Annotated in this window: 17 protein-coding genes; 6 read left to right on the forward strand and 11 right to left on the reverse strand. The window is 71.8% G+C overall.

Annotated elements, in window-relative coordinates; genetic code table 11:
* The first annotated feature begins 49 nt into the window (after window positions 1-49).
* Window positions 50-1,324: a UDP-glucose dehydrogenase family protein gene (locus ACH34S_RS04070; RefSeq protein WP_395951437.1), complete on the forward strand. Its 1,275-nt coding sequence runs from the start codon at window positions 50-52 to the stop codon at window positions 1,322-1,324.
* Window positions 1,325-1,370: 46 nt separating this feature from the next.
* On the forward strand, window positions 1,371-1,790 hold the full coding sequence (locus ACH34S_RS04075; protein ID WP_395951438.1) for a CoA-binding protein: 420 nt from the start codon (window positions 1,371-1,373) through the stop codon (window positions 1,788-1,790).
* A gap of 37 nt (window positions 1,791-1,827) precedes the next feature.
* Here ACH34S_RS04075 and purE read toward each other — a convergent pair whose 3' ends face one another.
* Together purE and ACH34S_RS04085 are read right to left on the reverse strand one after the other, a co-directional pair.
* The gene (gene purE, locus ACH34S_RS04080) at window positions 1,828-2,328 is read right to left on the reverse strand and encodes a 5-(carboxyamino)imidazole ribonucleotide mutase (protein WP_395951000.1); all 501 of its coding nucleotides are present in this window, start codon (window positions 2,326-2,328) and stop codon (window positions 1,828-1,830) included.
* A complete protein-coding gene (locus tag ACH34S_RS04085; protein ID WP_395951001.1) occupies window positions 2,325-3,524 on the reverse strand; it encodes a 5-(carboxyamino)imidazole ribonucleotide synthase in 1,200 nt (399 codons plus the stop codon). The genes purE and ACH34S_RS04085 overlap by 4 nt, the downstream gene beginning before the upstream one ends.
* Before the next feature lie 224 nt (window positions 3,525-3,748).
* On the opposite strand from ACH34S_RS04085, the gene ACH34S_RS04090 reads away from it, so the two are divergent.
* Window positions 3,749-4,363 (forward strand): GtrA family protein, encoded by a 615-nt coding sequence (locus tag ACH34S_RS04090; RefSeq protein WP_395951002.1) that lies wholly within the window; start codon window positions 3,749-3,751, stop codon window positions 4,361-4,363.
* Window positions 4,364-4,408: 45 nt separating this feature from the next.
* Here the strand turns inward: ACH34S_RS04090 and ACH34S_RS04095 are convergent, their stop codons facing one another.
* From ACH34S_RS04095 to glgX, 5 genes are all read right to left on the reverse strand, one after another.
* A complete protein-coding gene (locus ACH34S_RS04095) occupies window positions 4,409-5,680 on the reverse strand; it encodes an ATP-binding protein (RefSeq protein ID WP_395951003.1) in 1,272 nt (423 codons plus the stop codon).
* A gap of 101 nt (window positions 5,681-5,781) precedes the next feature.
* Window positions 5,782-6,453, reverse strand: a complete 672-nt coding sequence (locus tag ACH34S_RS04100) for a response regulator transcription factor (protein ID WP_026402549.1) — start codon at window positions 6,451-6,453, stop codon at window positions 5,782-5,784.
* A 149-nt stretch (window positions 6,454-6,602) separates the two neighbouring features.
* The gene (gene treZ, locus ACH34S_RS04105; protein WP_395951004.1) at window positions 6,603-8,402 is read right to left on the reverse strand and encodes a malto-oligosyltrehalose trehalohydrolase; all 1,800 of its coding nucleotides are present in this window, start codon (window positions 8,400-8,402) and stop codon (window positions 6,603-6,605) included.
* Complete coding sequence (gene treY, locus ACH34S_RS04110; protein WP_395951005.1) at window positions 8,399-10,789, reverse strand: malto-oligosyltrehalose synthase; 2,391 nt, start codon at window positions 10,787-10,789, stop codon at window positions 8,399-8,401. Before treY ends, treZ begins: the two co-directional genes overlap by 4 nt.
* Before the next feature lie 4 nt (window positions 10,790-10,793).
* Window positions 10,794-12,965 (reverse strand): glycogen debranching protein GlgX, encoded by a 2,172-nt coding sequence (gene glgX, locus ACH34S_RS04115; RefSeq protein ID WP_395951006.1) that lies wholly within the window; start codon window positions 12,963-12,965, stop codon window positions 10,794-10,796.
* 240 nt (window positions 12,966-13,205) lie between these two features.
* On the opposite strand from glgX, the gene ACH34S_RS04120 reads away from it, so the two are divergent.
* Both ACH34S_RS04120 and bfr read left to right on the forward strand, forming a co-directional pair.
* Window positions 13,206-13,502, forward strand: coding sequence for a bacterioferritin-associated ferredoxin (locus ACH34S_RS04120; protein WP_395951007.1), 297 nt, complete (start codon window positions 13,206-13,208; stop codon window positions 13,500-13,502).
* A 101-nt stretch (window positions 13,503-13,603) separates the two neighbouring features.
* Window positions 13,604-14,101, forward strand: coding sequence for a bacterioferritin (gene bfr, locus ACH34S_RS04125; protein WP_132170494.1), 498 nt, complete (start codon window positions 13,604-13,606; stop codon window positions 14,099-14,101).
* A 56-nt stretch (window positions 14,102-14,157) separates the two neighbouring features.
* On the opposite strand, the gene ACH34S_RS04130 is transcribed toward bfr, so the two are convergent.
* Both ACH34S_RS04130 and ACH34S_RS04135 read right to left on the reverse strand, forming a co-directional pair.
* Window positions 14,158-15,183: an adenylate/guanylate cyclase domain-containing protein gene (locus tag ACH34S_RS04130; protein WP_395951008.1), complete on the reverse strand. Its 1,026-nt coding sequence runs from the start codon at window positions 15,181-15,183 to the stop codon at window positions 14,158-14,160.
* A gap of 135 nt (window positions 15,184-15,318) precedes the next feature.
* Window positions 15,319-16,194: a biotin--[acetyl-CoA-carboxylase] ligase gene (locus ACH34S_RS04135; protein WP_395951009.1), complete on the reverse strand. Its 876-nt coding sequence runs from the start codon at window positions 16,192-16,194 to the stop codon at window positions 15,319-15,321.
* Between the two features lie 47 nt (window positions 16,195-16,241).
* Here ACH34S_RS04135 and ACH34S_RS04140 point away from each other — a divergent pair, with 47 nt between their 5' ends.
* On the forward strand, window positions 16,242-17,015 hold the full coding sequence (locus tag ACH34S_RS04140; protein ID WP_395951010.1) for an enoyl-CoA hydratase/isomerase family protein: 774 nt from the start codon (window positions 16,242-16,244) through the stop codon (window positions 17,013-17,015).
* Here ACH34S_RS04140 and ACH34S_RS04145 read toward each other — a convergent pair.
* Together ACH34S_RS04145 and ACH34S_RS04150 are read right to left on the reverse strand one after the other, a co-directional pair.
* Entirely contained in the window at window positions 17,012-18,421 is a 1,410-nt protein-coding gene (locus ACH34S_RS04145) for an MFS transporter (RefSeq protein ID WP_395951011.1), read from the reverse strand. The genes ACH34S_RS04140 and ACH34S_RS04145 overlap by 4 nt on opposite strands.
* Complete coding sequence (locus ACH34S_RS04150) at window positions 18,421-19,158, reverse strand: DUF899 family protein (RefSeq protein ID WP_395951012.1); 738 nt, start codon at window positions 19,156-19,158, stop codon at window positions 18,421-18,423. The genes ACH34S_RS04145 and ACH34S_RS04150 overlap by 1 nt, the downstream gene beginning before the upstream one ends.
* Between the last annotated feature and the right edge of the window lie 77 nt (window positions 19,159-19,235).

Raw genomic sequence — 19,235 nt, forward strand, 5'->3', positions numbered from 1 at the left:
GCTGACGGTCATCGGAACCGGGTACCTCGGCGCCACCCACGCGGCCTGCATGGCCGACCTCGGCTTCGAGGTGCTTGGGCTCGACGTGGACGAGGAGCGCATCGCCCGCCTCGCGGCCGGTGACCTGCCGTTCTACGAGCCCGGGCTGGAGCCGGTGCTGCGCCGGGGGCTGGCGAGCGGGCGGCTGCGGTTCACCTCGTCGTACGCGGAGGCGGCGGAGTTCGGCGACGTCCACTTCCTGTGCGTCGGCACCCCGCAGAAGGCCGGGGAGTACGCGGCCGACCTCTCCTACGTCGACGCCGCGATCTCCTCGCTGGCGCCGCTGCTGCACCGGCCGTGCCTGATCGTCGGCAAGTCGACGGTGCCGGTCGGGACGGCCGCGCGGCTCGCCGAGACGCTCGCGAAGACGGCCCCTGCCGGGGGCGACGCCGTCCTGGCGTGGAATCCCGAGTTCCTGCGGGAGGGCTTCGCCGTCCAGGACACCCTGCACCCGGACCGGATCGTCGCCGGGCTGCCCGGCGACCAGGGCGCCGCCGAGCACGCCGAGAAGGCGCTGCGCGAGATCTACCGGACGATGATCGCCGCCGGTACCCCGTTCATCACCAGCGACTACGCGACCGCGGAGCTGGTCAAGGTGTCGGCCAACGCGTTCCTCGCCACCAAGATCTCCTTCATCAACGCGATGGCGGAGGTGTGCGAGGCCGCGCACGCCGATGTGACGAAGCTTTCGGAGGCGCTGTCCTACGACGACCGGATCGGCGGCAAGTTCCTCGGGCCGGGCCTCGGGTTCGGCGGCGGCTGCCTGCCGAAGGACATCCGCGCGTTCATGGCCCGCGCCGGTGAGCTCGGCGCCGACCAGGCGCTCACGTTCCTGCGCGAGGTCGACGAGATCAACATCCGGCGCCGGATCCGGATGGTGGACCTCGCCCGCCGGCTGCTCGGCGGCTCGTTCGCCGGACGGACGGTCGGCGTCCTCGGCGCCGCGTTCAAGCCGAACTCCGACGACGTCCGCGACTCGCCCGCCCTCGACGTGGCCGCGTCGATCCGCGCCCAGGGCGCGCGGGTGACGGTGTACGACCCGCAGGCGATGCGGAACGCGCGCCAGGCGCAGCCGTCCCTGGAGTACGGCGAGTCCGCCCTGTCCGCGGCGCGCGACGCCCATGTCGTGCTGCTGCTGACCGAGTGGGAAGAGTTCCGGGAGATGGCCCCGTCCGCGCTCGCCGAGGTCGTCGCCGAGCGCAACATCGTGGACGGGCGCAACGCGCTCGACCCCGAGCGGTGGCGCGCCGCAGGCTGGAACTACCGGGCCCTGGGACGTCCCTGAAGCCCCAGAAGGGAAGCAAAGGGACGCAAAAGCGGTTGTCGTGGACATGGTTGATGCCTTCGCCGACCAGGACGTGATCCGGCGGCTGCTGAACGAGTCGAAGACGTGGGCGTTCGTCGGGCTCGGCGACAATCCCGAACGCGAGGTCTACACCCAGGCGCGGCTGCTGCAGGAGCGCGGCAAGCGGATCATTCCCGTCCACCCGGCGGCGCGGGAGGTGCACGGCGAGCGCGGGTACGCGTCGCTGGCCGAGGTCCCGGACGCCTCGCAGGTGGACGTCGTCGGCGTCTACCGGCGCGCCGAGCATGCCGGGCAGGTGGTGGACGAGGCGATCGCGGCGGGCGCGAAGGCGGTGTGGCTGCCGCTCCAGGTGATCGACGAGGCGGCGGCGCGGCGGGCCAAGGACGCCGGGCTGGACGTCGTGATGAACCGGTGCCCGGCCGTCGAGTGGGCCCTGCGCCGCTGACCTGCACACCTATGACACGGGTGCTGCTCCGCGGCGCTCAGATCCTGTCTCGGAGCCGCGCGCCCTTCGCCTTGGCCTGCCCGTAGAGATCTCGCTGGAAGACCGCCATCTTGGCGCGCAGATCCTCGTCGGAGGCGGCCAGGATGCGGACGGCGAGCAGCCCGGCGTTGCGGGCGCCGCCGACCGAGACGGTCGCGACCGGCACCCCGGCGGGCATCTGGACGATCGACAGCAGCGAGTCCATCCCGTCGAGGTACTTCAGCGGGACGGGCACGCCGATCACCGGCAGCGGCGTCACCGCGGCGAGCATGCCCGGCAGGTGCGCCGCGCCGCCCGCGCCCGCGATGATCACGCGCAGCCCGCGGGCCGCCGCGTCCTCCCCGTAGGCGATCATGTCGCGCGGCATCCGGTGCGCGGACACGACGTCGGCCTCGTGGGGGACGCCGAACTCGTCGAGCGCCGCGGCCGCGTCCTGCATCACCGGCCAGTCCGAGTCGCTGCCCATCACCACGCCGACCAGCGGCTCCGGCTCCGTCATGACCGTCCCTCCCGCTCCTTCATCCGGGTGCCCCACCGCAGGTAGGCGGCGGCGTGGCGGGCGCGCTCGCGGACGTCCGCGAGATCGTCGCCGAGCGCGGTCACATGGCCGATCTTGCGGCCGGGACGCGACTTCTTGCCGTACATGTGCACCTTGACGGCCGGGTCGTGCGCCATCACGTGGATGTAGCGGGCGTAGACGTCAGGGTCGTCGCCGCCGAGCACGTTGGCCATGACCGTGTACGGGGCGGTGGGCTCGGTGGATCCGAGCGGCAGGTCGAGGACGGCGCGCAGATGCTGCTCGAACTGCGAGGTCCGGGCGCCCTCGATCGTCCAGTGCCCGGAGTTGTGCGGGCGCATCGCCAGCTCGTTGACGAGCAGGCCCTCCGGGGTCTCGAACAGCTCGACCGCGAGGAGGCCGACGACGTCGAGCTCGGCGGCGATGGCCAGCGCGAGGCGCTGCGCCTCGGCGGCCACATCGCCGGGCAGGCCGGGCGCGGGCGAGATCACCTCGACGCAGATCCCGCCCTCCTGGACGGTCTCCACGATCGGGTAGGCGGCGCCCTGCCCGTACGGGGAGCGCGCGACGAGCGCGGCCAGCTCCCGCGTGAACGGCACGTGCTCCTCGACCATCAGGTCGACGCCCTGGGACAGCAGCTCGCCGATCAGCTCGGTGCCCGCGGCGTCGAGGGCGTCCAGCACCCAGACGCCCTTGCCGTCGTAGCCGCCGCGGGTGGCTTTGATCACAAGGGGGAAGCCGTGGTCGCGGGCGAAGCCCTCCAGCGTCTCCAGCGCCGCGGACCTCGGCACGTGCGCGTACGCGGGGCACGGGACGTCCATGGCGGTGAGCCGCTCGCGCATGACGAGCTTGTCCTGCGCGTGGGCCAGCGCGGCGGATCCGGGACGGCACGGCACCCCGGACGACTCCAACTTCTGGATGTGCGGGCCCGGGACGTGCTCATGGTCGAAGGTCACGACGTCGCAGCCCTGGGCGAACGATAGAAGATCGTCGATGGACCGGTCGTCGCCGATCCGGGCGCCGGAGACGACCTTGGCCGCCGAATCGTCGGCCGACCCGGCGAGCACGCGCAGCGACACGCCGAGGCCGATCGCGGCCTGCTGCGTCATCCGGGCCAGCTGGCCGCCGCCCGCCATCCCTACCATGGGCCCCACCACGGGTTTGGCTGGATTCGTCACGTCAGAAGGCTATCGGCCGGACGGCGCGAACGAACCGCCCGGCCCCCGCGTCAAATGCGGTGTGTGTGGAGGTCGGGGTTATGGGCATGGAACGCTCGGACGGCGTGAAACGTTCATGTTCCGACGTCCCACGGGCCGCATGCGTCTATCCTCGTGATGCTCCCGCAGTAGCCGCCGCGCAGGCCGCGGCGCACAGACGAAGTCCGGAAGGACGGTTCCCTTTCGTGAGCCTGGTCGCCAAGATCCATCGGCAGTTCGCGCACCTCGTGCGGGAGCTGGCCAAGTTCGGCAGCGTGGGCGCGATCGCGTTCGTCATCACCGTCGTGATCGGAAACGCCCTGCACACCGGGCTCGGGGTGGGGCCGCTGACGTCCAACGGCGTGGCGACGATCGTCGCGACGACGTTCTCCTACCTCGCCAACCGCTACTGGACGTTCCGGCACCGCGACCGCACCGGGCTCGGCCGCGAGTACATCCTGTTCTTCGGCCTGAACGGCGTCGGGCTGGTCATCACGGAGCTGTTCATCGGGTTCACGCACTACGTCCTGAAGCTGGACGGCCCGATCTCCTACAACGCCTCCCTCGTCGTCGGGACGGGCGTGGCGACGCTGTTCCGCTTCTGGTCGTACAAGAAGTGGGTGTTCCTGCCGGCGACCGCGCCGCAGGTCGACCCGGCGTCCGGGCTCCCGGAGGCACCGCCCGCCGACCCGGCCGACCCCGCCGCCGAGCCCGCCCCGGAGGGCCCGGGCGCGCACCGCGCGAGCGGCGACCGCCCGGCGCCGTCCCCGCGGCTCGGCCACCCCCTCGACCAGACCGCCGAGGACTACGCCGAGATCTAGGCGGCCCCGCGCTCAGGCGGCCCCGGCGGCCCCGGCGGCCCCCGCTCAGGCGGGCCCCATCACCACCCGTTCCGCCGCGAGGCGGGCCTCGGCGGCCTGGCGGAGGAAGACGCCGAACACGGCGGGGCGCGACTGGATCAGTTCGAGCCGCCCGCCGTCCACGATCGCGAGCGAGCGGGCCAGGTAGAGCCCGAGCCCGGTGCCGCGGCCGCCGCTGACGCTCCGCTCGAAGATCCGCGGCTCCAGCTCGGGCGGGATCCCGGCGCCCTCGTCGCCGACCTCGACGACCACCCCGCTCGCGCCCGGCTTGGTGTGGATGGTCACCGTCCCGGCGCCGTGCATCAGCGAGTTGTCCAGCAGCGTCGCGACGATCTGGGACAGGCCCTCGGGGTTGGTCATCCCGACGAGGCCCTGCTCGCCGACGATCCGCACGTCGCGCCCGTCCCGCCGGAAGATCGGCCGCCACTCCTCGACCTGCTGCGCGATGATCTCGTCGATGGGCGAGGCGACCGCGCCGCCGGTGCGGTCGTGCCGGGCGCGGGCGAGCAGCTGCTCGACGACCGCGACGAGCCGTTCGGCCTGCGTGACGGCGGCGGCGCCCTCCTCCCGGACGACGTCGGGATAGTCGGCCGCCTCGATCATCTCCTCCAGCCGCATGGACAGCGCGGTCAGCGGCGTGCGGAGCTGGTGGCTGGCGTCGGAGGCGAACTCGCGGCTGGACGCGACCAGATCGGCGATGCGGACCGCGCTGCGGTCTAACACCTCCGCGACCCGGTCGACCTCCGGGACGCCGTAGCGGCGGCGGCGCGGCCGGGCGTTGCCGGTGCCGAGCCGGTCGGCGGTCTCGGCGAGGTCGATCAGCGGCAGCGTCAGCTTGCGGGCCTGGACCATCGCCAGGCCGACGGTGACGGCGACGCCGAGCAGCGCGAGGCTGGCGATGAGCAGCATCAGCCGCAGCGCGTCGGCGCGGACCTCCGCCTCCGGCCGCGACACCCGGACGCGGACCGCGCCCTCCGCCTGCGTGGCGGTGAGGACGTGCCCGCGCCGCGGCGGTCCCGCGGTGAGCGTCCGGCCGTCCGGCAGCGTGATCGAGATGTGCCGGCCCGGGTACTCCCGCGCGATCATCTCGCCGGTGATCGGCCGGCGGGTCTCCAGGCTGAAGCCGACACCGCCGGCGATGGAGGCAGCCTCGCGGTACAGCGACCGGCCGGCCTCCTCGTAGACGAGCTTGTGTGCGGCGTAGGCGAGGGGTATGCCGAGCGACAGGATCGCGACCACCGCCACCGCGAGCGTCGACAGGAGGAGTCGGCGCCTCATCAGGGGCTCCTTCGAGGGTGGGGCCGCGGACCGTGCGGCACGTCACCCCGGGGGCCTCTCGGGAAGGCCCCCGGCGTGCCGCACGCCCGCGGCGGCCGGTGCTAGTCGCCGCGCTCGAACCGGAAGCCGACGCCCCGCACCGTCGTGATGTAGCGGGGGCTGCCGGCGTCGTCGCCGAGCTTGCGGCGCAGCCAGGAAATGTGCATGTCGAGCGTCTTGGTGGAACCCCACCAGTTGGTGTCCCACACTTCGCGCATGATCTGCTCGCGGGTCACGACCTTGCCCGCGTCGCGGACGAGGACGCGCAGCAGGTCGAACTCCTTGGTGGTGAGCTGCAGCTCCTGTTCGCCCATCCAGGCGCGGCGCGACTCGGCGTCGATCCGCACCCCCTGGACGATCGGTGTCTCGGTGCTGCCCCGGCGCAGCAGCGCACGCACCCGCGCGAGCAGCTCGGCCAGCCGGAACGGCTTGGTCACGTAGTCGTCGGCGCCCGCGTCAAGACCGACGACGGTGTCGACCTCGTCGGCACGGGCGGTCAGGATCAGGATGGGCACGCCGTGCCCCTCGGCCCGCACCCTGCGGGCCACCTCAAGGCCGTCCAGCTCGGGAAGGCCGAGATCAAGGACGATCAGGTCAACCCCGCCGCCGAGCGCCCGCTCCAGCGCCTGCGGGCCGTCCGGGCTGACTTCGACGGTGTACCCCTCGCGACGCAGCGCGCGGGCGAGAGGCTCGGAGATGGACGTGTCGTCCTCGGCGAGCAGTACTGAGGTCATGAACCGATCGTATGACCATTCTTGAACATTGCCCCGCTGCCGCCGCGCTCTTGACCTGCGGTTTGCCACTCATAGTACATCCACGAATACCGCATATCCGGCATAATCCGGATGCTCCCGACATTTGGCCGCCCGGGCGTGGCGCGAGGTCAGCCGAAGATCGCGGCCGACGCGCCCGGGAGCTCGACGAATATCATTTCAGAATCGCCGAATTTGTCGGCATCGAGGCGAATACCCGGATCTGAGGAGAGCAGCAGGCGGGGCGGAGTGGCCGGCGGGAACGCTCCGGGCGGGGCGGCGGGGAGCACGACGGGAAGCTTGCCGAGGTTCGCCGCGACGCACACCCGGCCGCGCCGCATCGTCAGCCATCGGGCGGTGTCGTCCACCTCGACGGCCGTCTCGGTGAGGCGGGGTTCGTTCAGCTCGGGCCAGGCCCGGCGGAGAGCGAGGAGCGCCCGGTGCCAGTCGAGGAGATCGCGATGGTGCGGGCGGTCAGGTTCGGACCAGTCGAGGACGGAGCGCCGGAAGGTTTCCACAGCCTGTGGATCGGGGACCGGGCCGGACCAGCCGTCGCGGGCGAATTCGCGGCGGCGCCCCTCGCTGACGGCGCGCGCCAGGTCCGCGTCCTGGTGGTCGGTGAAATAGCACCACGGGGTGGACGCGCCCCATTCCTCGCCCATGAACAGCATCGGCGTGAACGGCGCGAGCAGGACGAGCGCCGCGCCCACCTTGAGCATCGACGGGGATATCCCGGACGATTCCAGGACGGTTCCGATCCGCTCGCCCGCCGCCCGATTCCCCACCTGGTCGTGGTTCTGCAGGAAGCCGAGGAACCGGTGCGCGGGCGTCTTCTGGACGTCGACCGGGCGCCCATGGCGCCGCCCCCTGTAATCCGACCAGTTCCCGTCGTGGACGAAGACGTTCGTCAACGCTTTCTTCAGCGTCTCCAGGGGCCCGAAGTCGCAGTAGTAGCCCTGGCGTTCGCCGGTCAGCGCGGCGTGCAGCGCATGGTGGAAATCGTCGCTCCACTGGGCGTCCAGCCCGTATCCGCCCGCCTCCCTGGACGTCACCAGGCGCGGGTCGTTCAGGCCGGATTCGGCGATGAGGAACAGTTCCCGCCCAAGGTGCGCCGACAGGCACGCCACGGCGCACGACAGGTCTTCCAGAATGTGGACGGCGCCGAGGTCGGTGATGGCATGGACGGCGTCCAGGCGGAGCCCGTCGACGTGGTAGTCGCGCAGCCACATCAGCGCGTTCTGCACGACGAAGTCGCGGACCTCGTCCGAGCCCTCCTGGTCGAAATTCACGGCGGCGCCCCAGGGGGTCGGGTGGACGTCGGTGAAATACGGGCCGTAGGAGGCGAGGCGGTTACCGTCCGGGCCGAGGTGGTTGTAGACGACGTCCAGGACGACGGCGAGACCGCGCGCATGGGCGGCGTCCACAAAACGCTTCAACCCGTCGGGACCGCCATACGGTTCGTGCGGCGCCCACAGGTGAACACCGTCGTAGCCCCATCCGTGGTGGCCGGGAAATGCGGCGACGGGGAGAAGCTCAACGGCGTCTATGCCGAGCGCGACGAGATGGTCTAACTGCTCTGCCGCCGCGTCGAACGTCCCTTCTGGAGTGAACGTGCCCACGTGCATTTCGTAGAGGACGCTTCCGGGGAGCGGCCGTCCGTGCCAGTGCTGGTCCGTCCAGGCGAACCGCTGGTGGTCGTAGACGCGGCTCGGCCCATGGACGCCGTCCGGCTGCCATGGGGAACGCGGATCGGGGAGCACTTCGTCGCCGCCGTCGAGGGCGAAGCCGTAGTCCGTTCCGTGTGCGGCGTCCGGGATTTCGGTGCGCCACCAGCCGGAATCGGAGCCGTCCATGGGGTGGCGCACAGAATCGCCGGTCACGACGTCCACGCGGTCGGCGCGAGGGGCCCACACCTCGAACCGGGTGCTCACCGGTTCATCTCCCTGGGAACGAGCAGCGCGACGGGCAGGTGCTCGAAGACGCGGGCGGCGTCCAGCAGCGGGCCCATGTGCGTGCAGCCTGTGAGGACGTCGCGCCAGCCCTGGCGGCGGACGTCCACCCGCGTCCCGCGCTCCCAGCCGCCGCGCCGCTCCAGGCCGACGGGCAGGCGGGTGGCGAGCGCGACCGCGTCGCCGCGGGCGAACCCGACGACATGCTCGGCGGCGGGCCCCCGCGAGGCGATCGGCTCGTGCCCGGCGCCCGGCCCGAACCAGCCGGGGTGCGAGCGGCGCAGGCGCAGCGTCCGCGACGTCACCAGCAGCTTCTCGTCGTCGACCTCCTTCGGCAGCCGCCCGGTGTCGAGGCGGAAGAGGTGCTCGCGGCGGCGCCCGAAGTCGACCGGCCGCCGGTTGTCGGGGTCGACCAGCGCCAGCCCCGTCAGCTCGCAGCCCTGGTACACGTCCGGGACGCCCGGCATCGCCAGCTGGACGAGCTTCTGCCCGAGCGTGTTCACGCGCGCGTAGGGGGCGAGCCTCCGGACGAACGAGGTCATGTCGGTGACCAGGTCGGGATCGGCGAGAACGCCCCGCGCGTACTCCAGGACGGCCTCCTCGTAGGCGAGGTCTGCGTCGAGCCAGGAGGTGCGGGTCTTGGCCTCGCGCATCGCCTTGATGAGGAACTCTTCCAGCCGTCCTGAGGTGAGGGGCCAGGCGCCGACGAGCGTCTGCCAGAGGAGGTATTCGAGGTCCGGCTCCAGCGGGGATGGGGTGGAACCCCAGTTTCGCCAGCGTTCCACTGCCTCCGTCCACTCGCCGGGCAGTTCCGACAGCACGGACAGCCAGGCCCGTACGTCCTCCTCCCGTTTCGTGTCGTGCGTGGACAGCGTCGTCATCGTGGACGGCCAGTCGCGAGCGAGCCTTCTGCAATGCGCGTGGAATTCCTCTGGGCTGACGGAGAACCGGTCTGGGGAGCCGCCGACCTCGTTCAGCGCGGCCATCCGGTTCCACCGGTAGAACGCCGTGTCCTCGACGCCCTTGGCAGCGAGCGGGGCCGAAGTCTGCTGGAAGCGCACGATGAACTCGGCATCGGTGCGCTCGCCGCGCCCGAGGGCCAGGTCGAGGACCGTCTCCAGGTCTGCGTGCAGTTCCTCTGGCAGATGCGCGCGTGCACGGCGAGCGGCCTCGTTCAGGACGTTCACGGCCTGCTGCGACGAGTCCTCCCCAGGGATGACATACGCGCGATAGACGGGCATGGCGACGAGCAGTTCGACCAATGCCCGTTCCAGGCCGGGCCTCTGCTCACCGCCCACGACCCGCCGCAGGACGCGCACCAGCCGGTCGATCTCCGGTTTCAGGCCGTGCGAGGCGACATGGCGGCGGGAGTCGTGCTCGACCTGGTCGAAGTCGCGCGGGCCGCCCGTCAGCGACACGTAGTACTCGGTGAGCGGCTTCTCGCCCGCCGGGTCGACGAACAGGCCGCCGATCATGCCGAGCGAGTCGTAGCCGGTGGTGCCCGCGCACGGCCAGTCCGGCGGCAGCCGCTCCTCCCCCGCGGTGATCTTCTCGACCAGCAGCCAGGCGTCCGGGGCCGCGTCCGCCAGCCGCCGCAGGTAGCCGCGCGGGTCGGCGAGGCCGTCCGGATGGTCGACGCGCAGGCCGTCCACCAGGCCCTCCTCGACCAGGCTCAGCAGCAGCGCGTGCGTGCGCTCGAACACCTCCGGGTCCTCCTGGCGGAGCCCGATGAGCCCGTCGATGTCGAAGAACCGCCGGTAGTTGGGCTCGGCTTCGCCGCCGTCCGGCAGGACGATCCGGCCGCCGCCCGCCGCCCAGTCGACGTCGAACCACTTCGCGAACGGCGACCCGGCTCCGTCCGGGCCCTCCGCGAGGACGGCGGCGAGCGGCAGGTTCAGGTCGGGCGGTGCAGGGATCGCCATGTGGTTCGGGACGACGTCCACCAGCACCCTCAGCCCGTGCGCCCGGAAGCGGGCCGCCATCGCGCCGAACGCCTCGGACCCGCCGAGCTCGTCCGACAGCCGGGAATGGTCGATCACGTCGTAGCCGTGCGCGGACCCGGGCGCCGCCTGCAGGATCGGCGACAGGTACACGTGCGACACGCCGAGGGACGCCAGGTAGGGGGCCAGAGCGGCGGCCTCGGCGAATCCGAACCGCCCTTCCGGCGTCCCGCGGAGCTGGAGCCGGTACGTCCCGGACGGCGGCGCGGCGATCTCCTCCCCCGCCGGGACGGCACTGTCGTCTGCGGTCAGGTTCTGTTCGTCCAGGTGGTCCTCGGACACGGTCTCCTCATCGGGGGGTTCGTCGCCGGGGAGCGGTTCCTCGGGAGCGGGTTCGGCGGACATGGAGTCGATCGGTAGGGCGGGCATGGGCTCAGCCGCGGCGCAGGACCTGGATCGAGCGGGCGCCGACCCGGACGGTCTCGCGGGCCTTCACGGCGGGCGACTCCGCCTCGGTGAGCAGGGGGTCGGCGGTGTCGAGGGCCTTCGTCCACGGCTCTCCGTAGGGGGCGGGCGGCAGCATGAACGTCAGGTCGCCGTCGTGGGCGTTGAAGAGGAGCAGGAACGAGTCGTCCGCGACCCGCCGGCCGCGCCGGTCGGGCTCGGAGATCGCGTCGCCGTTCAGGAACACGGTCAGGGACTTGTTGAACCCGGCCGACCAGTCCGTGCCCGCCATCTCCTCCCCGCCCGGGGTGAACCAGACGAGGTCGGGCAGCTCCTCCGATCTCGCGGTGGCACGGGACGTCTGTGCCGGCCGGTCCTGCGTCCGCTGGTCGCCGCTGAAGAAGCGCCGCCGCCGGAACACCGGGTGCTCGGTGCGGAGCCTGGACAGCCGCCGGACGAAGTCGAGCAGCGTGCCGCCTCCGGCGAGCGCCGGGTCGGTCCAGTCGACCCATGAGAGTTCGTTGTCCTGGCAGTAGGCGTTGTTGTTGCCGCGCTGCGTCCGGCCGAGCTCGTCGCCGTGCAGCAGCATCGGGACGCCCTGCGACAGGAACAGCGTGGTCAGGAGGTTGCGTTTCTGCCGTTCGCGCAGCGCGATGACCTCCCGGTCACCGGTCGGGCCCTCGTACCCGCAGTTCCACGAACGGTTGTCGTCGGTTCCGTCCGCGCCGCCCTCGCCGTTGGCGTCGTTGTGCTTGCGGTCGTAGGAGACGAGATCGTTCAACGTGAAACCGTCGTGGCACGTCACGAAGTTGATCGACGCGCTCGGGCGGCGGCCGTCGTCGGCGTACAGGTCGGCCGACCCCGTCAGCCTGGACGCGAACTCGGGCATCGCGCCCGGCTCGCCGCGCCAGTAGTCGCGCATCGTGTCGCGGTACTTGCCGTTCCACTCCGTCCACAGCGGCGGGAAGTTGCCGACCTGGTAGCCGCCCTCCCCGACGTCCCACGGCTCGGCGATCAGCTTCACCTGGGAGACGACCGGGTCCTGCTGGACGAGGTCGAAGAACGCCGACAGCCGGTCCACCTCGTGCAGGTCGCGGGCCAGGGCGGCGGCGAGGTCGAAGCGGAACCCGTCGACGTGCATGTCCGTCACCCAGTACCGCAGCGAGTCCATGATCAGCTGCAGGACGTGCGGGCTGCGCATCAGCAGGCTGTTCCCCGTGCCGGTCGTGTCGGCGTAGAAGCGGGCGTCGTCGTCGGCGAGCCGGTAGTAGGCGCGGTTGTCGATGCCGCGGAACGACAGCGTCGGCCCGCGGTGGTCGCCCTCGGCGGTGTGGTTGTAGACGACGTCCAGGATGACCTCGATGCCCGCCTGGTGCAGGGCGCGGACCATCGCCTTGAACTCCAGCACCTGCTCGCCCCGCCGCCCGGACGAGGCGTACCCGTCGTGCGGCGCGAAGAAGCCGATCGTGTTGTAGCCCCAGTAGTTGCGCAGGCCACGGCCCACCAGCGCGTGATCGTGGACGAACTGGTGCACGGGCATCAGCTCCACCGCCGTCACCCCGAGCGACCGCAGATGATCGATGATCACCGGATGGGCGAGGCCCGCGTACGTGCCGCGCAGCGCCGGCGGGACCTCCGGATGCCGCGCGGTGAGGCCCTTCACATGCGCCTCGTAGATCACCGTCTCGTGGTACGGGATCCGCGGCGGCCGGTCGTCGCCCCAGTCGAAGTAGGGGCTGACGACCACCGACCGCATCGTGTGAGCGGCGGAATCGGCGTCGTTGCGGAACGCCGGATCACTCAACTCATAGCCGAAGCAGGACTCGTCCCAGTCGACGGCGCCCTCGACGGCCAGCGCGTACGGGTCGAGGAGCAGTTTCGCCGGGTTGCAGCGCAGCCCGCGGCGCGGCTCGTACGGGCCGTGCACCCGGAACCCGTAGCGGTGCCCCGGCATGACGCCGGGCAGGTACCCGTGCCAGACGAAGCCGTCCACCTCGGGGAGCGTGACCCTGGTCTCGACGGTGCCGCCGTCATGCGCGGGGCCGTCGAACAGGCACAACTCGACCCGCTCGGCGGCCTCGGAGTAGACGGCGACGTTCGTGCCCGCCCCGTCGAACCGGGCGCCGAGAGGGTAGGCGTCGCCCGGCCAAACCTGAGCCACTGTCCCGCCCTCCGTTCCTGCGGCCCGCGAGTCTCATGCGACGCGCGAGCCCGCACCGCGGAGCGCGCGTGGGAAGCCCTTCCCCGTGAGGGGTGGATCACACCGATCGGGAGAGCTCTGGCCAGAACGGACAAACCTGAGCTACTTTAGGGGAGCCTAACCTTAATGAGGGTGCCCTAAGCTCTCCTGGTCAGACGGGTGAGGGGGCGCGCGAACCGCACGAAGGGGTCCATCGGCCGAATGTACGTCTGCATCTGCAACGCCGTCACGGAGGACGACGTTAACGGCTGCATGGCGAGCGGTTGCCGTACGGCCAAGGAGGTCAAGGCCGCCTGCGGCTTCAAGCCGGCGTGCGGGACGTGCACCAAGCGCATCCACACCATGGTCAGCGAGTACCGGACCGCGAGCGAGCTCGCGGACGCCCTGACCGGCGGCCCGGCCGACCTCACGGCCGTCCCCGACCAGGGCCCCGAACCGATCGTCGCCGAAACCGCCGAGACCCTCGAAGGGGGCGCCGCTTCACAGACCGCGGCCTGAGCCTTCCGGGCCCCCGCACGGCCCGCCCGCGACGGGCGGACACACGCCTTGCGGGGGGTTAGTGCTGTCCTGAAACCACCCATCATGGAAGCATGGGGGTCATGGAAGGCGACAGGGAAATCATCGCGCTGCTGAACGAGCAGCTCACCGCGGAACTTACGGCGATCAACCAGTACTTCCTGCATTCGAAGATGCAGGCGAACTGGGGCTACACCCGCATCGCCGAGCACACCCGCGACGAGTCCTTCGACGAGATGAAGCACGCGGAGCGGCTGACCGACCGGATCCTGTTCCTGGAAGGTCTGCCGAACTACCAGAAGCTCGGCACCCTGCGGATCGGGCAGACCGTCTTCGAGCAGCTTGAGGCGGACCTCGCCGTCGAGCTGGAGGCCGTGGCCCGGCTGCGGCCCGGCATCGAGCTGATGCGCTCGCGCGGCGACGTGACGTCCGCGCGGATCTTCGAGGACATCCTCGCCGACGAGGAGGAGCACATCGACTACCTGGAGACCGAGCTGAGCCTCGTCCAGGCGCTCGGCGAGCAGAACTACCTGCAGCGCCTCACCGACGCCCCCGGCGAGGACTCGATCAAGCCCGTCTGAACCGCGCCGGGCCCCGGCCGGCGGGTCGGGCCCGGCCAGGCCCCGCCGAGCTTCGGCTAGACGGCGTCGAGCGTCACGGGCCCGGCGCCCGTGCCCGTTCCGGTGGCGCGACGCAGCACGTACGGCTGGATGATGCCGAGCCCCTGGACCGGACGGCGCACCAGCCGCGTCACCTCGTACGCCCGGCTCGGTTCCAGCCGCGCGGCCAGCTCTCCGTCGATCATGACGGAGCCGGGCCGGGCCATGGACGTGAGCCGGGCCGCGAGGTTCACCGTCGTGCCGAACAGGTCGCCCATCACCGGCACGACGGGCCCGTGCGCGACGCCGACCCGCACGTCGGGGACCTCGGTCTCGTCCTGGATGGCGGCCGCGACCGTCAGCGCGATCTCCGCGCCGATCTCCGGCGTCTCCGCGCTGAACAGGACCTCGTCGCCGAGCGTCTTCACCAGCCGGCCGCCGCAGGAGGCGATGATGTCGGCGGCGGTCTCCTCGAACCACTCCACGATCCGGGCCAGCTCGATCTCCTCCAGCTCCCGGCTGACCTGCGTGAACGAAACCATGTCCGCGAACCCGACGGTGGCCGGGGTACGGCCCGCCGGGTCGCCGTTGTCGCGGGTCGCGGCGGCGGCGAGGGCGCGCGTCCCGGCCGCGGCGAGCTGCCGCCGCCAGGCGTGCACGACCAGCGGCTCGAACTCGCCGATGTGCTTCTCGGCGACGTCCACGATCGTCTGGACGGCCTCGGCGGACGGCGTGTCGTGCGGGTCCTGCGTCAGCATGCTGTGCAGCAGGCTGACCTGCCATTCCGCGAGCCGGGTCATGGTCTGCCCGAACGCCCGGACGAGCCGGATCACGCCCTCCTCGTCGAGGACGCCGTCGTCCATCAGGCGGCGGATGCGGTCCAGGGCGGCGATGTCGCCCTCGGTGTAGGCGACCGTCTCGTCCGGCATCGACGGGTAGCCGAACGCGCGCCACACCCGTCCGGAGAACTCCCGGGAGACCCCGGCCAGGCGCACGGCGTCGACGCGGTTGTACCGCAGCTCGCCCCCCAGCAGGAGCTCTTCGATCTCCTTCGGATCCGGCATTCCGGCCGCCATCTTCCGCCCCTCAGTCGGCCGCCGCCATGGGCCGCGGCGACGGCGTCGTGACTCGGTATCCGGACATATCGTCGCAGATCAGCAACCGCTTCATTGCGTCGACCGCCGATGCTCTTCGCCTGTTCACCGGACGTGCACCACGTCACCGGCGCTGATCGTCCGCTCTCCCCCTGGTCCGGCGATGACGAGCCTCCCCGCACCGTCAACGTCTCGCGCCGTCCCGGTCAGGGACTCGTCACCGGGCAGCTCCACCCGAACCTCCCTGCCGAGGGTGGTGCACAGGTCCTTGTAGGCGGTGCGGAGCCCGCTGGTCTCCGGATCGCCGTCGAGCGCCGTCCACTCCTGGTACCAGGTCGAGAACTCCCGCAGGATCGCCCGCAGCAGCGGCGCCCGATCACTGAGCGGCGCCCCCTCGATCGCGAGGGACGTGGCCGTCTCCACGGGCAGCTCGTCCTTCCGCAGCCCCACGTTCAGCCCGACGCCGACAACGACCCCGTCCCCGGCCTTCTCCACGAGGATCCCGGCCAGCTTCCGGTCACCGGCGAGCAGGTCGTTGGGCCACTTGAGCCGGACGTCGATGGCCACGTCGCCGCCCTGCCCGTCCGCGCCCTCGCCGAGGAAGCGCTCCCCGCTCTCCGACCAGGCCGTCATCCGGTGGACGGCGGTCGCGACGGCGACACCGGTCAGCAGCGGCGTCCAGCCCAGCATCGGCACGGGCACCCGCGGGCGCAGCAGCATCGAGAACGTCAGCCCGGACCGTGCCGGGGCCGTCCAGGCCCGGCCGAGCCGGCCGCGGCCCGCCGTCTGCAGCTCGGTGACCAGGACGCTGCCCTCCGGCGCCCCCTCCGCGGCCCGCGCCGCGAGGTCGGCGTTGGTGGAGCCCGTCTCGGCCACGACCCGCACGTCCTGCCACAGCCCGCCGTCCCGGACGAGCGCGCGCCGCAGCGCCGCCTCATGCAGGGGCGGCCGGTCGAGATCGCCATATGGTGAGTCGCTCACCCGACCCATCCAACCCCACGACCACGACGATCGTTAGGGTGCCCACTATGGATGGTGTGACGTTGCGGCGCGACGGGCACGTCGCGGAGATCGTGCTGGACCGGCCCGAGGCGCTCAACGCCCTGTCCACGGCAATGGCGCGGCGGCTCGCCGGGGTCTGCGCGGAGGTGGCGGCGGACGCGTCCGTCCGGGCGGTGGTGCTGAGCGCGGCCGGGGAGAAGGCGTTCTGCGTCGGCGCCGACCTCAAGGAACGCAACGGGATGACCGACGCCGAGATCGCGGCGCAGCGGCCGGTGCTGCGGGCCGCGTTCAGCGGCGTCCTGGGCCTGCCGCAGCCGGTCGTCGCGGCCGTGCACGGGTACGCGCTCGGCGGCGGCTGCGAGCTCGCGCTGTCCGCCGACATGATCGTCGCGGACGAGACGGCCGTGTTCGGCCTGCCGGAGGTGAGCGTCGGGCTCGTCCCCGGCGGCGGCGGGACACAGCTCGCGCTGCGCCGCCTCGGCCCCGGCAAGGCCGCCGACCTGGTGTTCACCGGCCGCCGCCTCGGGATCGACGAGGCCGTGGAGTACGGCCTCGCCGACCGCAAGGTGCCCGCCGGGACGGCCCGCGAGGAGGCCCGCACGCTCGCGGGCGTGATCGCCGGGAACTCCCCGGTGGCCGTCCGGGCGGCCAAGCGCGCCATGCGCCTCGGCGGCGGCGTGAGCCTGGAGGCGGGCCTCGACCTGGAGGAGAACGCCTGGCGGACCGTCGCGCTCTCCGCCGACCGCCGCGAGGGCATCGCGGCGTTCAACGAGAAACGCAAGCCCGTCTGGCCCTCCTAGGCGGGGTTCCCGAGGCCCTCGCGCGGGCGCAGCCCGAACCAGACCAGGGCGACGGTCACGAACGTCACGGCCACGATCACGCCGAGCGCGAGGTGGATGCCGGGCAGCCCCGTCCCCTGCGTCGCGGCTACCGCGCCCATGATCGGGATGCCGACGGTCAGCGCCACCTGCTGGGTCATCGAGGTCAGGCCCGTCGCCAGGCCCTGCTGCTCGTCCGGCAGGCCCGACGTCGCGGTCACCGTGAACGCGACGATGGCGCTGACATGCCCGAAGAACCCGATGAACAAGGCGGGGATCAGGACGGCCAATGCCAGCCGGTCCGCGCCGAGGAAGATCAGCGGGACGGTCGCCAGCCCCTGCACCGCCAGCCCCACGGCGAGGACCGTGCGGCTGCCGAGGCGCCCGACGACCCGTCCGGCGATCACCCCGGCGGCCACCGACGCCAGCCCGGGGACACCGAAGATCAGCCCGGTGACCAGCGGCGAGAAGTCGAGGTGCCGCTGCAGGTAGAGCGTCATCAGGAAGATCATCGCGGGTTCCAGAGCGAAGATCATGAACCCGGCGTAGTTGCCCCATTTCACGGTGGCCCGCTTGAGGATGTGCACCGGCGCGAGCGGCGCGGGCGAGCGAAGCTCGATCATCCAGAACGCGCCCAGGAGCAGCACACCGGCCACGGCGGCCGGGACGCTCCGCTCGATGACCGCGTAGATCACGGCCAGCAGGCCACCGGACACGGTGACCGCCCCGGGCAGGTCGAGCCGCGTCCGTCCGGCCGCCTTGCTCTCCCTGATCAGGATGGGCGTCGCCACCAGGATGACCACGGCGACGGGGACGTTCACGAAGAACGCCGCCCGCCAGCCCAGCAGCCCGACGAGGGTCCCGCCGACCAGCGCGCCGACGGTGAACCCGCCGGACAGCAGCGCCCCGTTCAGGCCGAGGACGCGCTCGCGCAGCGCGCCCTCGGTGAACGTGGTGGTGAGCAGCGACAGCGTCGCGGGGATCGACATCGCGGTGGCGAACCCCTGCAGCGCCCGCGCGGTCAGCAGCATCTCCGGGTTGACGGCGAAGCCGCCGAGCAGCGAGGACCCGACGAGCAGGGCCATCCCGGCGACGAACAGCCTGCGGCGCCCGAACAGGTCCGCCAGGCGGCCGAACACCAGCGCGAAACCCGCGGCGGGCAGCGCGTACGCCGAGGTGATCCAGGGCAGGCCGGTCAGCCCCAGCCCGACGCCCGCGCCGACCTCCGGCAGCGCGACGTTCAGGATCGAGAAGTCGACGGCCATCGTGAATCCCGCGCCCAGCAGGACGAGCAACACCATCCGCTGCCTGCCGGTAAAGCGTGGTGGCGCGAGCCTCGTGCCGGCGACGCCACCCGTCAGAGCGCCGCTCGTCTCGGCGGCGGTCATCAGGCGGAGCCCAGGTCGTCGGAGTACCCGGCCGCCAGACGGGGCCACTGCGACGCGGGACGTCCGTCGATGCGGAAGAACCCGCCGTCGATCGAGCCGTCGTGCGGCCAGCCCTCGGGCGAGTCCTCCCACTCCTCCTGGCGCCCGTAGACGGTCATGTCCATGAGCGGATAGCTGTTGTCGAGGGCTTCGACGCCGCGGCCGTTCGTCCAGTAGGTCTCGAAGACGCGGTCGCCGTCGCGGAGGTAGGCGACCAGGTGGAACATGCCGACCTGGCGTCCGACCAGCAGGGTCTCGGCGGAGTCCTGGGCGGAGTACCAGGGCATCGTCCAGCCCATGAAGTCCCGGTACCGGACGCTTTCCTCGTACGGTCCCTGGCAGAGCGTGGCGTAGGTGATTCCCGCGGCGTGCAGGTAGGACAGCTCGCGGACCTTGCCGTTGTAGTACGTGCAGCCCTCACACTGCTCGGCGGCGGGACGGCCCTCATACCACATCATGTAGTAGGCGATCAGCATTCGACGCCCCTCGAACGCGTCCAGCAGCGTGACGGGCCCGTCCGGGCCGACCAGCGGCGTGGTGGCGTCCACCTCGACCATGGGCAGCCGGCGCCGGGCCGCCGCGATCGCGTCGCCCGCGCGCGTGTGCGCCTTCTCCCGGACCCGCAGCTCGTCCAGCCTTGCCTGGAAGGTGGCACGGTCGGTGATCTCGGGCATCGGCGGTGTCTTGTCGGTGCTCATCAGGGTTCCCTCCCTCTCGGTTGGACTTTCGCCCCACCGACGAAGGACACCCGCCCGACATCGACATCCCCGGCAAA

It is taken from the genome of Actinomadura sp. 3N508 (assembly GCF_044326375.1).
Taxonomy (GTDB): domain Bacteria; phylum Actinomycetota; class Actinomycetes; order Streptosporangiales; family Streptosporangiaceae; genus Spirillospora.